The organism is Natronospira proteinivora, assembly GCF_024170465.1.
GTDB lineage: Bacteria > Pseudomonadota > Gammaproteobacteria > Natronospirales > Natronospiraceae > Natronospira > Natronospira proteinivora.
Genome location: NZ_JALJYF010000002.1, coordinates 306,421 through 322,066 on the forward strand (window position 1 = coordinate 306,421; position 15,646 = coordinate 322,066).

Sequence of the window (15,646 nt, forward strand, 5' to 3'; positions counted from 1 at the left end):
AAACAAATCCCAGGTTTACAAGCCCTCACAGGCGAGCCATGATCCAGTCATGCCCTGTATCAAGAAAGAGCTGGGGTCATTGATAAGGGCTTTGTGCTCATGAGGTGGAAAATGCGTGAAAACGATTAGACCCAGACCCATATCCACCTTGCTTGTGATGGTGCTGCTCTCATTCTCGGTGGTACTGGCACTGGTCCTCGCTGTTTTTTCCTTGCAAGTGCACTGGCAAAGCGAACGCATGCAGGCCCATGTGGAATCCGCGCTGTTTGAAAGCATTCAGGCGGAACTGCAAGCCACCTACGGCGTCATTGAGCCTGTTCTGGAATCCCGCCGCCAAGCTTTTCTGAAAGTACACCAAGCGGTTCTGACACATGCTGAAGCGGTCTCCGGTCCACCGGATATAGAGGCACTTCAGCGGATGGCCGAGGATCTGTCGGGTGTCCCCACTGATATCTATCTTATAAACCCCGAACTTCAAGTGATCGAAACCACCTATCCGCCGGATCAGGACCTGGATTTCAGTCATCCGGGATTATTCGATGGGCGGTACATGATTGAACGGGCACATCAGGAAAATGACATCGTTGTGAGTGCCCCGGTCCTGGAAATGGTTTCTCGGGAGTTTCGTATTTACAGCTATTCACCACTGGGTGATAGCGGCTACACCCTGGAGCTGGGTTTTGTCTCACCCATGCTCGATCATTTTTTTCAAAATGTTCAACAGCGATTGTCCGATAGACAGATATTCCAGGCAAACCTTCACTTTCTGATGTGGGATGACTGGCTACTCTCACTCACACCGGACCGCAGTGAAGGGGATGACAAAGCCGCGCTTTTGGAAGAACACTACCAAGCTCAGCAAACGAAGATCGAACACCTGCGGGCCGCCAAGGAAAGGGATGAGCCTGTTCGGATTTTGGACAGTGAAAGCGGAAGCGCTCGTCACTATATCCATCTGATGGATATCCCCACGGAGGAAACCTGGGACATCAGTGTCATGGCGGCAGTAGAAGTACAGATTGATGCAGTCCAGCAAACCCGACAAGGCATGACCTACGCCGCAAGTCTGGCATTCGGCATCATTCTGCTACTGAGCTGTGTCGTGTTTTTGATCGCCAGAAAAGCACTGGCCAACCCCCTGGCCCAGGCCGCCGCTGATATCGAGGCATGGCGTCCGGTGAGACTGAAAGGGCTGGGCCGGTATGTCAGTGAGCTCCAATTATTGACGTCTCACTTCAATAGCATGCTCAGTTCGGCCCATTCCCGAATCCAGGGTCTGGGACAACAGGCAAGAACCGATTCTTTGACCGGCCTGGCCAACCGGGCCAGTATCGAATCCGAGCTCGCCGTGGAAATCCAGCGCAGTGAGCGCTATGGTCACCCCCTATCCGTGATCTTGATGGACCTGGATCACTTCAAGCGCATCAATGATCACCATGGCCACCTGGCCGGTGACGAGGTGCTACAGAAGGTAGCCAAAACCCTCACCAAGCGAGCACGGCGCGTGGACACGGTTGGTCGCTGGGGTGGCGAAGAGTTCGTCATCATCTGCAGAGACACCGAACTCAAGGATGCCACTCAGCTGGCTGAATCCCTGCGCGAGGATATCGGCGATCAATGCGCTTGCACCGCCAGCTTCGGCGTTGTTGATTATCAAGCCGACGATACATTGCACAATCTTTTCCATCGGGCGGATGAGGCCCTTTACGTGGCCAAGAGCAATGGCAGAAACCAGGTATCCGCTTCACCCAGGCCCGCCTGATGTCCGGGTCTTGCCCGGACACCAGCAAATCGAACCTGCCCATTTTCAATACTCGGACGCCGGCTGTTTCAAACGCTCCACGCCCGCCTCTTCCTTGGCAGCCTCAACCATGTCACGCACATCGGCGCGTAATTGCTCGGCATCGAAAATGATGCCGTCCTTGATGGTGTAGCGCACACCACCGACGCGCTTGAGCTGGTTCTGCTCATCCACCCGAATAGCGCCGGTGCCGAACAGGACCTTGAAGTTCTCCAGGGGATTTTCCTCCACCACCACCAGATCCGCCAGCTTGCCGGGCTCCACCGAACCAATCTCATCATCCATGCCCAAGGCCTCGGCCCCATGCAGGGTGGCGGCACGAATTACTTCCAGGGGATGAAAGCCGGCTTCCTGCAATAATTCCAGTTCCTGGATATAGCCGAAGCCATAGAGCTTGTAGATATAGCCGGAATCCGACCCCACGGTCACCCGGCCACCGTGGTTCTTGTAGTCATTCAGAAACTGCATCCAGAGGCGATAGTTTTCCTTCCAGTTGATTTCGTCCTGGGTGGACCAGTCGAACCAGTAGGAGCCATGGGCCCGGCGGTCGGGCTCGAAGAAATCCCATAAGGCCGGCAGGGTGTAATACTCATGCCATTCGGCCCGGCGCTGGGCCATGAAATCCCGGTTGGCCTCGTAGATGGTCAGGGTGGGGTTAAGCGTTAGCCCCAATTCAATCAACTCATCACGCACCGCCTGCCAGTGCTCACTGCCGGGTTCGGCGGCCTGCTTCCAGAGCTTGCCGGCTTCGGAGAAGCGGTGGTATTCATTCTGGTAGTTATAGTCCCGGCGATAATCCTGCAGGGTGCGATCCTCGAACAGGGCCTCGGGCAAGCCATACCAGTGTTCCATGGTGTCCAGACCCCAGCGGGCGGTATCCAGCACATTGGCCCGCCCCACTTCCAGCTGGGCATGATGCTGGGCCGTACCCAGGCCGCGGTCATTGGCCTCCTCGATGGCAGCTCTTAAAACCTTGGGCGGTGCGCCGAAGAACTTGAAACCATCCGCGCCCCGACGATCCATGCCGCGAACCCAGCGGCGAGCCTGGCGCTCGGTGGTGATGGGCCCGTCATGGTCCATGCCAAAGCCCGCATAGGCCTGAATCCGGGGGGCGGTGATTTCATTGGCCCCGCTCTTTTCCTTGTGTTCCAGCACCCAGTCCAGACCGTTGAAACTGCCCGGGTCCCGGATGGTGGTGATGCCGTGGCCCATCCAGAGCTTGAACACATAATCCGCCGGCGTACCCTGGGCGGCACCGCCGATATGGGCATGCATGTCCACAAAGCCCGGCAGGACATACATGCCTTCCAGATCCAGCACCCGATCATCCTCGCCAGCCTCGGGTCGGCCCTCCGGGTCGATTTCGACACCGGGATAGCCCACCACATGGATGTCCTCAATCCGATTGTCCCGGATGACGATATCCACCGGGCCCTTGGGGGGTGCGCCGGTGCTGTTGATCAGGGTCGCGCCCCGCAGGATCAGTCGATCATAAGGACCCTCGCCTTCACTGCGCTCCGAGGCGGGTTCGATGGCGGCCAGGGCCGACGTACTGCTCAGGGCGATAATCAGCAAGAAGCACACGAGACGAATCACAGGCATGGCGGACGACCCTCCGAAATAAGAAACGGCCTTATCCTAGCAGGCCGGCCCTGTGATATCTTCCGCCCCTCTGAAACCCGCAACGACCGTGAAGACTCTGCCATGGAAAAGTCCAAGCATCCCGCCGCCCGCCACTTCGCCCAGCAGGCCGATATCCAAGCCCCGCCAGTGCCGCGCCAGGACAAGACCATCGAGCAGCACGGGGAAAGCCGACAGGACCCCTATCACTGGCTGCGGGATGACAATTGGCAGGCTTTGCTGCGAGACCCGAGCCTGCTCAAGACCCCCATCCGGGAACAGCTGGCGGCGGAAAATCGCTATCACGATGCCATGATGGCGGATGCCGCTGATCTACGGGAAGCTCTGTTCCAGGAAATGCGGGGCCGGATCAAGGAGGACGACGCCTCAGTCCCCGAAGCGGATGGCCCCTACGAGTACTACCTGCGATTCCGGGAAGGCGGAGACTATCCCCTCTTTGCCCGCCGCTCCCGGGGCAAGGAAGAAGAGACCATCCTCTTCGACGGGGACGCCGAGGGCCGGGGCCAGCCCTTCTTTTCCATCGCTTCGGTGGATCACAGCCGGGACCACCGCCTGATCGCCTATGGCGTGGATACCACCGGATCGGAGTATTACACCCTGCGGGTACGGGATACCGAAACCGGCCAGGACCTGCCCGATGTGATTGAAAGCACCGATGGCGGCGTGGTCTGGGCGGCGGATTCCAAAAGCTTTTTCTATGTGGAGCGGGATGACAATCAACGGCCCAAGCGGGTCAAGCAGCACTACCTGGGCCAGGACCCGGCGGATGATCGCATTGTCTTTGATGAACCGGATGATGGTCAGTTTGTCTCGGTCTCAGAAACCCAGAGCGGTGACTACATTCTGATCAGCTCGGGCAATCACGACAGCAGTGAAACCCGCTTCATCCCGGCCACTCAACCCGATGCCGAACCTCAATTGATCGCACCCCGAAAAGACGATGTGCTCTACGAAGTCGAACACCGGGGCGAGCATTTCTACATCCTGACCAACATCGAAGGCGCCATTGATTTCAAGATTGTGCGCACACCAATCACCCGGCCGGCACCGGACAACTGGGAAGACGTGGTTGCCCATCAACCCGGCCGCCATATCAGTGATTTTGTTTGTTACAAAAATCACTGGGTTCGCCTGGAACGGGTGGATGCCAAACCGCGGCTGGTCATTGACAACTACCAAGGCGAAAACCGGGAAGTACCCATGGAGGCCGAGGCCTATCATCTGGGCCTGCGCCCGGGCCTGGCATTCGATACCCAATGGACGCGCTTTGTCTATTCCACACCGGCCCAACCGGCCCAGACCTTCGACTACCACATGGCCACCGGTGAGCGCCGCCTGCGCAAGACCCAAGTCGTGCCCAGTGGCCATGATCCCGATCGCTATGTGGTGGAGCGCCTGGATGCCGAAACAGCGGATGGGGCCATGGTGCCCATCATCATCCTGCGTCTGAAATCCACACCAGTCGATGGCAGCGCCCCGGTCCTGCTGTATGGCTATGGCAGCTACGGCATGAATCTTCCGGATGCCTTTTCCCTCACCCAGCTGTCGCTGGTGGATCGTGGCGTCATTTACGCCGTGGCCAAGGTCCGGGGTGGCTCGGAGAAGGGCCAGCCCTGGTATCGGGACGGCAAGCTCCAGCACAAGCCCAACAGCTTCCAGGATTGCTTGACCGCTGCCCGGGCCCTGGTGGAACACCGTTACACCCAAGCAGGCCGTATCGTGCTGGATGGTCGTTCAGCGGGTGGCCTGCTGGTGGGCGCCACGCTCAACCTGGATCCGGAATACTTTGCCGGCGCCATTGGCGGGGTGCCTTTCGTGGATGTACTCAACACCATCTCCGATCCCAGCCTGCCCCTGACCCCGCCGGAATGGCCGGAGTGGGGTAATCCCATTGAGTCGGAGGCGGATTACCAGACCATCAAGTCCTATTCGCCCTATGAGAATCTGCGTGACGATGCGGTCTATCCGCCGGTGATGGCCACGGCCGGTTTGGCGGATTTCCGGGTGACCTATTGGGAGCCGGCCAAGTGGATTGCCCGGCTGCGGGCCGAGACCCGGGGCGGGCCCTATCTGCTCAAGACCAATATGGAGGCCGGCCACGGGGGTTCGGCGGCCCGTTTTGAGGCACTGAAGGAGGAAGCTGATCTCTTCGCCTTCGCCCTGAAAGTCATGGGCAAACTATCAGCCAAGCCCTCAAATTAAATGAGCGACCACAACAACTCATATCAGCCCGTATAGCGAAGCCGAAGCCAGCTCACACACTCCAAGACTTTCGGCCTGGAGGATTGAGCACATGGTGGGATTGTCCAGGGCTGTAAGCGACAGGGATGTCGCGCCCAGAGCGTCTCAGGGATGGATTTACAGCGTCCCTGGACAATTCCACCATGTGATCAAGCCGTGAAGCCCTGAAAGAAACCCATTCTTATCGGCTGGCTAAACTCAACCCGCCCCGAGATGACCGGACCTGACTAAGTACTGGTTTGCAGCAATCCTAAAAACTTTTCAATGTTCCCATTGGGCAAATTAAAGCACTGTTCCGTTAGACAGCTCACCGGCCTTTCGAACCACAGCCAGCTGAGGGTATAGATTTCTGCTTTTATTTCACGGCTTGATTCATTGGTATTCCTTTTCAGGACCGCCGTGGACCCATCCCTGGGGGCTTCGTAAAAATCGTCCAAGATTTTTACGATCCTGAAAAGGAATACCAACGACTCAATCCTCCCAAATTAAAACAGTGGTGGGTGTGAGCTGGCTTTGGCTTCGTTCGGAGTACCGCAGTAGATGATTCTTTGGGTTGAACCTTACTGGCTTTGTTCCGACGTGGTCAGCACCAGCTTGCCGGTGGTCTGGCGGCTTTCCAGATCGTGGTGGGCCTGGGCGACTGACTCGAAGGGATAGGTGGTTACCGGAAGAGGCTTGAGGGTGCCAGCATTCACGCCGGACAGTAACTGATCAAAACCGTCACGCAGCACACCCTTTCGATGCCCCATGAAGCTCAGATTGAAAGCCAGCACACTGCGGTTATCGCTGGTCATGGCCAGAGGATCGAAACGGGGTGTGCGCAGCCAGGCCATGATGAGCGCCGGCCAGTTAAGCCGGCCGCGGCCATGGCGATCGAAGGAGAACATGCTGTGAAAGCCGTAGACGATCAAGCGGCCACCCGCGGCCAGATGGGCATAGCTCTGCTTTAAGGTGCGATAACCATTGGCATCCGAAATCAGGTCATAGCCTTCGGGCGAATGGGCCCGGGCCTCGGCCCACAAGTCCTGGCTGGATTTGTCGATGACCGGGATGCCGTAAGGAGACAAAGCCTCGCGTTTATGCTCGGCCCCCACCACACCCACCACATCGGCCCCGGCCTGCAAACCCAGCTGAACCAGGGCCTGACCCACACCCCCGGCGGCGGAATGTACCAGAAGGCGATGGTCCGGCCGGATACGTCCCAGGACATGCAGGGCATACCAGGCGGTGAGAAAGACGGTGGGGAAACCGGCGGCTTCGCTTAGGGACCAATGCGCGGGAACGGCCTGGACCTGCTCGGCGGGCACGGCAAGCCGGGTGGAATAGCCATTGAACAGGGTCAATGCCATGACCCGATCACCCCGGCGAAAGCCTTGTACCGACTCGCCCACCGCCGCCACGGTACCGGCCACTTCAAAGCCGGGGATTAGCGGCCAACCCACCTTTTCCCGGGCGGATTTGTAAAGCCCCATGCGGGCAATGCAATCGGCAAAGTTAACGCCCACGGCGGCCACATCGATAAGCACTTCATCCGCCGCCGGCACCGGATCGGGGGCCTCCATCACCCGCAGTCGATCATGGCCCCCGGGCCGATCAATCCGAATAATCTGCATTGTCTGACTCCACCGGGCGTACCGTGAGCACCATGCCATGGGCCGCAATCACCCGTACCCGCGCGCCGGCCGGGATGGCTTGTTCACCCGCCTTGCGGGCCTGCCAGCGTTCACCGGCCACCTCCACCAGGCCCTGGGGGTCCAACTCGGTTCGGACCTTGCCGGTCAAACCCACCAGCGCATGGGCCCCTGCGGATTGCCCCCCTTCCAGAGCTGGCCGGTAGACGGGATACAACAAGGCATCCTTGATCAGCCACACCAGGAGGAGGATGCCGGCCAATTGCAGTGATACCCAGTCCCAGGCCACCAGGATGTAGAGAATGAGGCCGAACAGAAGCAGGCCGGGGATTTGCAGGAGGCAATATTTCAGTAGCGTGGCCATGATCCCTAGAAGCGTTCATCCCGTATGCCATCATCCTGATACCGGGTATCCACTTCACCCGGAAAGGCTTCATCTTCCTCCTCTTCATACTCCCAGGCATAACGCTTGCGAGGTGGAAGGGGGTCGTGATGGCGCAGGAAGATGGCGGCCAGGATACCGCACAGGGCACCAAAGAGATGGGATTCGAAAGACACGCCGGGGCCCTGGGGCAGCACCCCCCAGATCATGCCGCCGTAGAGAAAGAAGACCAGCAGTGCCAGGGCAATGGATCGCCGGTCACGACGCAACACACCGATGACAAAGACAAAGAAGAGCATGCCATAGGTCAGGCCGCTGGCCCCCACATGGACCGCGTCCCGGGCGAAGATCCAGACCAGCACACCGGAGGCCAGCCAGATGAAGGGCAAGGCCAGCCGGGCGGCCTTGGGAGTCCCGAACAGCATGGCGGTGCCAAGTATGAACAGGGGCAGGGTATTACTGAACAGATGACTCCAGGAGCCATGCAGCAGGGGGGCGAAGACAATCCCCGTCAAACCGAAGGCATCCCGGGGACGCAGGCCGAAGCCTCGCAGCTCCAGGGGAGACAAGACATTGATCAGTTGCACCAGCCAAAGCAGGACGACAAAGCCGCCCATCAGCCAGGCTGTGCGTTTCAATCGCCAGACATCATCCATTCAATCCCCTTGCCGTTGAAGCCAGCCTGCCACCTCGGGGAAATGATCCTCCGCAGCACTGGGAGCGGTCAACATATCGATATGACCGTAATCCTTTTGATTACCATGGGCGCGGGCCAGGAGACGAAAATGCTGCTCCCCCTGGCCAGACTCGGCCATCAAGCGTTTCACATCCTCCGGATGGCCCAGGGCCGGGTCGGCGGCACCGGCAAGGTACAGGGCCGGCGGCAAGGTCAGTTCCGACAGGGCCCGGTGATAATCAAAGCCGTCCTCCGGATCCACCCATCGGGTCTGTCGCACCCAGGCCTTGCCCTGGGCATGACTGAGACGGGATTCATCATCGGAACCGAACTTCAGGCGCCGAGCCGGCAGGTAACCCACCAGGCGGGTGATCAACGATGACAACCAACACCAGATCAGATCCACATAAAGCAACCGCTGCCAGTTCCAGACCCGGACCCGGCGCTTGCTGCCGAAGAAACAGAGCGAAGCCACCCGGGGGATGCGCTCGGGGTAGCGGGCCAGGGTGGCGGTCATCATGACACCGCCCCAGGAATGGGCCAGCCAGTGCTGGGCCACGCCGGGACGCTGATTGGCCAGATAATCCATGGCTGCTGGGATTTCATGGCGGATGGAATCCGTCTGGCTATAGTGCAAACCACTGTGAATGGGGGGCCGACTCTCCCCCCGGCCGCCCAGATCCATCACCCAGACATCAAAGCCCTGCCCGGCCAACCAGGGGGCCAGGCCCCGGCCGGAACGGCTGTAGAAGATCCGCCCGTTCTCAATGGCACCATGCAGGAGCAGGAGCATGGGGCCTTCGCCGGGGAAGCGGCGCAGGTGGATTTCGTAGGCGTCCCCGATGGGAAGGAAATGGGATTCGGCTTCAACTCTCATCCAATCGCCTCATGAAATCTCGCGTTCGGCCGCTTCCACCGCTTCTTCCGCCGCCATCCAGTCGCTTTCCAGGGAAGCCAGGGTTTGCTTCAACTCGGCTTGCTGCTTGAGCAAGGCCGTCATCCGATCCTTGTTCTCGTCCTCGTACAGATCTGGATCCGCCAGCGCGGTTTCCAGCTTGGCCAGCTCCTCGTTACGGGCTTCCAAGGCCTTCATGAGGCGGCCGGCCTTGTCCCGCAGGGGCTTCAAGGCCTGGCGGCGCTCGGCGGCCGCCCGCCGGGCCGCCTTGCGGTCACCAGGGTTGCTCTTGGCCGGGGCCTGGGCGCGGCGTTCGGCATTGTCCGCCTGGCGGCGTTGATCCAGCCAGTTGCGATAGTCCTTCAGATCCCCGTCGAACTCGGACACCGTGCCGTCACAGACCAGCTGATAGGCCTCCACCGTGCTGTTGAGCAAGTGGCGATCATGGGAGACGGTAATCACCGCCCCCTCGAATCCCTGCAGGGCCATGGTCAGGGCATGGCGCATTTCCAGATCCAGGTGGTTGGTGGGCTCATCCAGCAGCAGCAGATTGGGGGCCTGCCAGACCAGCAGGGCCAGCACCAGGCGAGCCTTCTCGCCGCCGGACAGGGGCGCCACGGGCCCGGTGGCCATATCGCCGTGGAAACCGAAGCCGCCGATGAAGTTGCGCAGGGCCTGTTCGGAGACCTTGGGCGCCAGCCTCTGGAGATGCATCAGGGGGCTGGATTTCAGATCCAGCTGTTCCAGCTGGTGCTGGGCGAAGTAGCCGATGCGCAGATTGGCACCCCGGTGGATGGTGCCGGCCGAAGGCTCCAACTCCCCGGACAGGGCCTGAATCAGGGTGGACTTCCCCGCCCCGTTGGGACCCAGAAGACCGATCCGGTCGCCGGGGGCGATGCTCAGTTCAATGTCCCGAAGAATGGTGGTCTCGCCATACCCCAGGGACACATCCTCCAGCTTGATCAGGGGGCTGCCGGCACGCGGGGGTTCCGGGAACTGGAAATCAAAGGGGGAATCCACATGCGCCGGGGCCAGCTTTTCCATCCGCTCCATGGCCTTGATGCGGCTTTGGGCGGCCTTGGCCTTGGTGGCCTTGTAGCGAAAGCGGTCCACGAACTTCTGCATGTGTTCGATTTCGCGCTGCTGCTTTTCATACAAAGCCTGCTGCCGGGCCAGATCCGCCGCGCGCTGGCGCTCGAACTCACTGTAATTGCCGCTGTAGTGATTCAGACGCTGATGCTCAATGTGGAGGATTTCATCCACCACCCCATCGAGAAATTCCCGGTCATGGGAGACCAGCAGCAGGGTGCCCTGGTATCGGCGCAGCCATTCCTCCAGCCAGAGCACGGCCTCCAGATCCAGGTGGTTGGTGGGCTCATCCAAAAGCAGCAGGTCGGAGGGGCACATCAGGGCCTGGGCTAGGCCCAGTCGCACCCGCCAGCCCCCCGAGAAGGCCGAGACCGGCCGCTCATGGGCGGCAGCGGCAAAACCCAGGCCGTTGAGCAATTCCCCGGCCCGGGCCCGGGCCGAATAGCCATCGGCATTGCCGTACTGGGCATGGGCCCGGGCGATGGCCTCCCCCTCACCCTGAGCCTCGGCCTCGGCGACGGCGGCTTCGGCCGCCCGAAAGGCCGGGTCGCCATCCAGCACGAATTCAATGGCCGGGCGGTCCAGGTCGGTGAACTCCTGGGCCATATGGGCAATCACCCAGTCCGAGGGGAGCGAGACGTCGCCGGCATCCACACTGAGCTCGCCCATGAACAGGGCAAACAGGGTACTCTTGCCGGTGCCGTTGGCACCGACCAGACCGACCTTGTGGCCGGGGAACAGGGTGGTGCCGGTTTCTTCCAGCAGGAAGTCCCGGCCACGGCGGAGGCTGATGTTGGATAGCTGAATCATGGCCGCGCACTCTACCGCGCCCGGGGTGCGGGGCCAAGGCCATTCACCCGGAACTTCGGCGACCTCGTGGGCGGCTAGTCCATACGCACCCGATTCCGGCCGCTGGATTTGGCAGCATACATGGCCGTATCAGCCCGCTTCAGGACCGCATCAATACCGCCATCATCCCGCCGAACCACACTCATCCCCAGGCTGATGGTCATGGCAATCTCCTTGCCGTCCGGCAGGTGAAATCGCTGTTCCGCAACGCCGGCCCGCAATCGTTCACAGGCTTGACGGGCGCACCGGCCTTCCGTCTGGGACATCAACAGCCCGAATTCCTCACCACCCAGGCGACCCAGCAGATCGGTCTCCCGGCAATGCTCAGACATAATTCGCCCAAGGGCCTTTAGGGCCGCATCGCCGGCATCGTGGCCATAACGGTCATTCACCTGCTTGAAATAATCCGCATCCAGTAAGGCAACGGCAAAGGGCGTGCCATAACGCTGGTAACGGGCGTACTCCTGCTGCAAGCGCTCCATGAACGCCCGCCGATTGGCCAGGCCAGTCAACACATCCGTACGGGCCTGATGTTCCAGATTCAAGGAATCCACGAAATGCTTGCGGGCGAAAAATTCGGAGATGGTGGTCCCGAACAGCAAGGGCACCATGGCGGTGAGCAGATACATGCTGCCCATGGAGGTGAAATAAGGCTCTTCATAGCCCCAGAACAACCCCACCAGAACGAAGTTGGCAATCACCACGGAGCCACTCAGGGCAGCCACCCATACCCGCATGCGAAAGCCCACAAAATTGAAGATCAACAGCAAGACCAGGCCCAGCAGATAGAAGACCGATTCATAGGGCCGGGTATCAGCCGCCTGGGTGGTGAAAATCATGGCGATCAGGGAAAGCCCGATAAGCTGGATGACAATAGCCAGAATCCAGTCCGTGTATCGCCGGATTCCCGGCAGAAAGGTCAAACCGAAAGCCAGGGCGATAATCGGAATGCCCACCCCGAAACGCAACCACCAAAGAAAAGGCTGCTGGCTCCCTATCCAGACATCTTCCATCAGGCCAAAAAGGGCGTAGGCAAGCGCCCCGACAAACAGGGCCAAGCGTCCCAGCAGCAGGGGGTTGAGTTCAAAACTACGGGAAAAGCCCCTTTCCAGTTCCGGGTCCCTGAAACGCAGAGTGAAAGCGTAGACTTGATAGGGCGAGGGGAAATGGCTTTTCAGCCATTGATGCCAGGGGCTTCGCTCGACAAGCTTGTCCCATCCACGCCATTTCCCCATCCGCCACAACTCCCACATTAAGATCGTCAACACTCATCCCAGGATAGATGTCCTGGGGACCTGGCGCGACGAAAAACGGGCTTTCATCTTCGTGTCCGACTTGACCCCCAAGGTTTTGTCCGCTTTAATCAGCGCGGTTTTTCATTCCTGCATTTGTTTCACAACCTTGGACGCAGACAACCGCGATGTCACGCCACGAAAAGCTCCACGCTCTGCTCGCCGAGCAAGGGCCGCTGTCCTCCGCCACCGTTCAGAAGGCATTGAACATAAGCCGCCCCACCCTCTCCCGCCTGATGCGGGAGACGGAAGGAGAGATCCTGCGCCTGGGCCAGACCCGGCGCATTCGCTATGCCATTCCCCGGCCGCTGCCGGGTCTGCCTGAAAGCATTCCGGTGGCGCGGGTGGACGAACATGGCCGGGCCCATCCCCATGCCCGGCTACGGGCCCTGGAGCCGGCCGAATGGGCCTGGGAAAGCGATGACGGTCATCTGCGCATCGGAACCGGCCTGCCCCCGGAGATTGCCGACTGCTGGCCGGCGGGCTATATGGCCCAAGCGCTGGACCATTCCGAACGGCCGGATGAAGCCAGCCTACTACGTCTGCTGAGTGAGCGGGGCGAAGACCTGCCGGGCAATCTGATCATTGGTGAAGCCGCCCTGGCCCGATTCCTGGCCCTGGATCCGTCAGCGCGGGGCATGGATGAGCTCCCGGCCCTTGCCAGAGCGGTTGAATCCGGGCAATGGCCCAGCGGCCTGCTGGGCGGGCAATGGCCCAAATTCACTGCCTGGATGGAGAACCATCAAATCCTGGCCAAGTTCACCCCGCTGGACAGTGATCCGGTGGCACAACGCCGGGCCGATCTGCTGGTCGCCGAAGCCGTTGCCCTGGAGATGCTGCGCAAACAGGGTATCGACGCCAGCCCGGCCCGCTTGATTGATGCCGAAGGCTATCGTTTTCTCTGCCTGCCCCGCTTCGACCGGGTGGAACGGCTGGGACGGCGGGCCGTGATCCGCCTGGCCCATCTGCGGGGCAAGGGCGTGGACCCAGACGACTGGCGGCAATCGGCCACCGCCTTGCGGCGGGCGGCGCGACTGGATAACAGCGATGCCGAGACCATCGCCTGGCTGGCGGAATTCGCGGCCCTGATCGGCAATGATGACCAGGGCGGGGACAACCTGGCCTTCTTCCCCCAGGAAGACGACAAGCTCAACCTGGCCCCGGTTTTCGACATGCTGCCCATGGCCGCGGCACCGTCGGCGGATGGCCGGATACCGGATGTCCTGCCCGAGCCGCCCCTGCCCAGCGGCGGCGCCCTGGAGCGCTGGCGCTCAGCCGCCCGCCTGGCCGCCGACTACTGGCAACGCCTGTCCAATGAGCAAAAGCTCAGTTTCGACTTCCGCAAGCTGGCCGCGGGCCAGGGCAGACAAGTCACAGACCGTCTTGAACGCATTGGTGGATGAATAGCATCGATCCTGTATGGCGCCTTACTCTGGATCGCGGACCAACCGTACATGTGTAAAATGATACTCTGGGTAACCGCTATAGGGGCGGATATCCATAGGCATATTCCCGACGATGTTCGTCCTGGCATCGATGGTCCAGATATTCATCTCTCCATCCCCTGTCTCATTGGGCGTTGAAGACCAGAGCACTGACTGCGCAGGCTGGGCATCAAACACCTCCAGATTAAAGGCCGGGTCCCTGCAAGCATACTCCAGAATACTTTCCAGCTCTTTGATATTCGGGACACGCCAATCCTCGTAACCACCGTAATTACTGTCCTCTGCAACGTCCGCCGCCTGCGGGAAGAAACGGACCACTTTAGGAGAGCCAACGCAACTACCATCCTCCCACTCCTGACCAACAAGGCAGCGAGCCCATTTCAGACCCGTTTCCTTGTGCACCGCCATGCCTCCTTGTACCAGCTCAAAAGACTCGTTAGGCGTAGAACGTGGCATATGAGCCGAGCAGTCTTGGGTAACCGATGCATGCAACGCATTCACAGCAGAAAAAGTCAATAGAGATACGGCAAGATATCCCACACGCGGATCCATCATCAGCCTCCTTGACCTCTAATCTTCCCATTCCGTAACCAGCCTAATTTCCTGGGGAACTGACTTGAAATCCGGCATAATATATCCGGTTCTCTCAGAGAACACCCATGCCTCCGGGTTCGTCAATTCATGATCAACTCGTACGCTATTCGCCGTCCAATAACCTGTAGTGAACACACCGTACCTTCTTGGCAAATCTGAAACATAAAAGTATTCAACATCAATTTTTACAGTTTGCCCTGCCTCGGAACTTTCGTAATCACGACCATAATCAATAACACTAAGGTACTCACGTCGCTCCGGCAAACGCCAGCCACTCTGGCCACAAAAATCTTCACTCTCCATAAGAGATATATAATAGGCCGTGTCACACCGCTCAAAGGGACAAATCTTTGTGTCTCGATCCTCACCTTTTGTCCCGGGATGACCCCCATTGACCGAATAATCACTCTCATACCATGTATAAAGGTGGCCATAAGCATTTAACTTTTCGATATCAAAGGATTTTGCCTCCCAAACAAGGCCGGTCACATTATCCCTGACACAGGACCACTCCATCGCCTCATCCGGCAACGTGGCACCATGTCTCGATATCTTGGTAAAGTCGAACCCTGCATTCCCGGCACCCCGTTTTTCCAAGTCGCCGGATCGACTTTCCGAATCCCGGCCATGCTCTGCGTCCTGACCGGAGATATCGGCATCATCACAGTCCACCCAGCTCCCATCCGAAGAAATGCACCTAACAACACCCGTATCATTGCTCTTCCCTAGCGGCTCAAAGGGGGGCTCTGGTTGGGCCATAAGACGCTCTTCATAAAGTGTCTCCCCCAGTGGACCATATGCCGACAGAACAACCTCGTATCCGACAAAATTCTCAAGCCCTTCAACGTCATAGGGGGGCGTAACCCCATAATACGTATACTCCCCTGCCTCAGGACTCTGATCACTTCCAATTTCAGTCAGATAAAGGCTATACGTAGCCCCTTCAATGTGGCTCCAGTCCACAAGTACAGAGGAATCCATAGTCCGAAGCTGAGCCTCAAGGTCATCAACTTCCTCATCAGATGCGAAACATCCTGACAAGGTCACAAAAAATGAGGCCAGAATAGCCATGCGTCTAATCATCGTCATATAGCTTGTGCCAACATATAG

12 protein-coding genes are annotated in these 15,646 nt (G+C 59.3%); 3 read left to right on the forward strand and 9 right to left on the reverse strand.

Translation table 11 applies throughout. The features are described from left to right. The first annotated feature begins 115 nt into the window (after positions 1-115). Positions 116-1,762, forward strand: a complete 1,647-nt coding sequence (locus tag J2T60_RS13410; RefSeq protein WP_253448503.1) for a GGDEF domain-containing protein — start codon at positions 116-118, stop codon at positions 1,760-1,762. Between the two features lie 45 nt (positions 1,763-1,807). Here J2T60_RS13410 and J2T60_RS08725 read toward each other — a convergent pair whose 3' ends face one another. After that, positions 1,808-3,403 (reverse strand): amidohydrolase family protein, encoded by a 1,596-nt coding sequence (locus tag J2T60_RS08725; protein WP_253448506.1) that lies wholly within the window; start codon positions 3,401-3,403, stop codon positions 1,808-1,810. A gap of 102 nt (positions 3,404-3,505) precedes the next feature. Here J2T60_RS08725 and J2T60_RS08730 point away from each other — a divergent pair, with 102 nt between their 5' ends. Beyond that, positions 3,506-5,644: a S9 family peptidase gene (locus J2T60_RS08730; RefSeq protein ID WP_253448509.1), complete on the forward strand. Its 2,139-nt coding sequence runs from the start codon at positions 3,506-3,508 to the stop codon at positions 5,642-5,644. A gap of 599 nt (positions 5,645-6,243) precedes the next feature. Here J2T60_RS08730 and J2T60_RS08735 read toward each other — a convergent pair. The 6 genes from J2T60_RS08735 to J2T60_RS08760 all read right to left on the reverse strand — a co-directional run bounded on the left by J2T60_RS08735 (position 6,244) and on the right by J2T60_RS08760 (position 12,440). Then, positions 6,244-7,296, reverse strand: a complete 1,053-nt coding sequence (locus J2T60_RS08735) for a synaptic vesicle VAT-1 family membrane protein (protein ID WP_253448512.1) — start codon at positions 7,294-7,296, stop codon at positions 6,244-6,246. Continuing rightward, positions 7,277-7,678 carry an NfeD family protein gene (locus J2T60_RS08740; RefSeq protein ID WP_253448515.1) on the reverse strand — a complete coding sequence of 134 codons (402 nt, stop codon included), beginning with the start codon at positions 7,676-7,678 and terminating at the stop codon, positions 7,277-7,279. The genes J2T60_RS08735 and J2T60_RS08740 overlap by 20 nt, the downstream gene beginning before the upstream one ends. Positions 7,679-7,683: 5 nt before the next feature. After that, positions 7,684-8,352 carry a rhomboid family intramembrane serine protease gene (locus J2T60_RS08745; protein ID WP_253448518.1) on the reverse strand — a complete coding sequence of 223 codons (669 nt, stop codon included), beginning with the start codon at positions 8,350-8,352 and terminating at the stop codon, positions 7,684-7,686. After that, positions 8,353-9,249, reverse strand: a complete 897-nt coding sequence (locus J2T60_RS08750; protein ID WP_253448520.1) for an alpha/beta hydrolase family protein — start codon at positions 9,247-9,249, stop codon at positions 8,353-8,355. A gap of 9 nt (positions 9,250-9,258) precedes the next feature. Beyond that, positions 9,259-11,166, reverse strand: coding sequence for an ATP-binding cassette domain-containing protein (locus tag J2T60_RS08755; protein ID WP_253448523.1), 1,908 nt, complete (start codon positions 11,164-11,166; stop codon positions 9,259-9,261). Between the two features lie 74 nt (positions 11,167-11,240). After that, positions 11,241-12,440, reverse strand: a complete 1,200-nt coding sequence (locus J2T60_RS08760; protein WP_253448526.1) for a GGDEF domain-containing protein — start codon at positions 12,438-12,440, stop codon at positions 11,241-11,243. 185 nt (positions 12,441-12,625) lie between these two features. Here J2T60_RS08760 and J2T60_RS08765 point away from each other — a divergent pair, with 185 nt between their 5' ends. Beyond that, positions 12,626-13,900 (forward strand): HipA domain-containing protein, encoded by a 1,275-nt coding sequence (locus J2T60_RS08765; protein ID WP_253448529.1) that lies wholly within the window; start codon positions 12,626-12,628, stop codon positions 13,898-13,900. 24 nt (positions 13,901-13,924) lie between these two features. Here J2T60_RS08765 and J2T60_RS08770 read toward each other — a convergent pair whose 3' ends face one another. Together J2T60_RS08770 and J2T60_RS08775 are read right to left on the reverse strand one after the other, a co-directional pair. After that, a complete protein-coding gene (locus J2T60_RS08770) occupies positions 13,925-14,497 on the reverse strand; it encodes an Lcl C-terminal domain-containing protein (RefSeq protein ID WP_253448532.1) in 573 nt (190 codons plus the stop codon). Positions 14,498-14,512: 15 nt separating this feature from the next. Then, complete coding sequence (locus J2T60_RS08775) at positions 14,513-15,607, reverse strand: Lcl C-terminal domain-containing protein (protein WP_253448535.1); 1,095 nt, start codon at positions 15,605-15,607, stop codon at positions 14,513-14,515. Between the last annotated feature and the right edge of the window lie 39 nt (positions 15,608-15,646).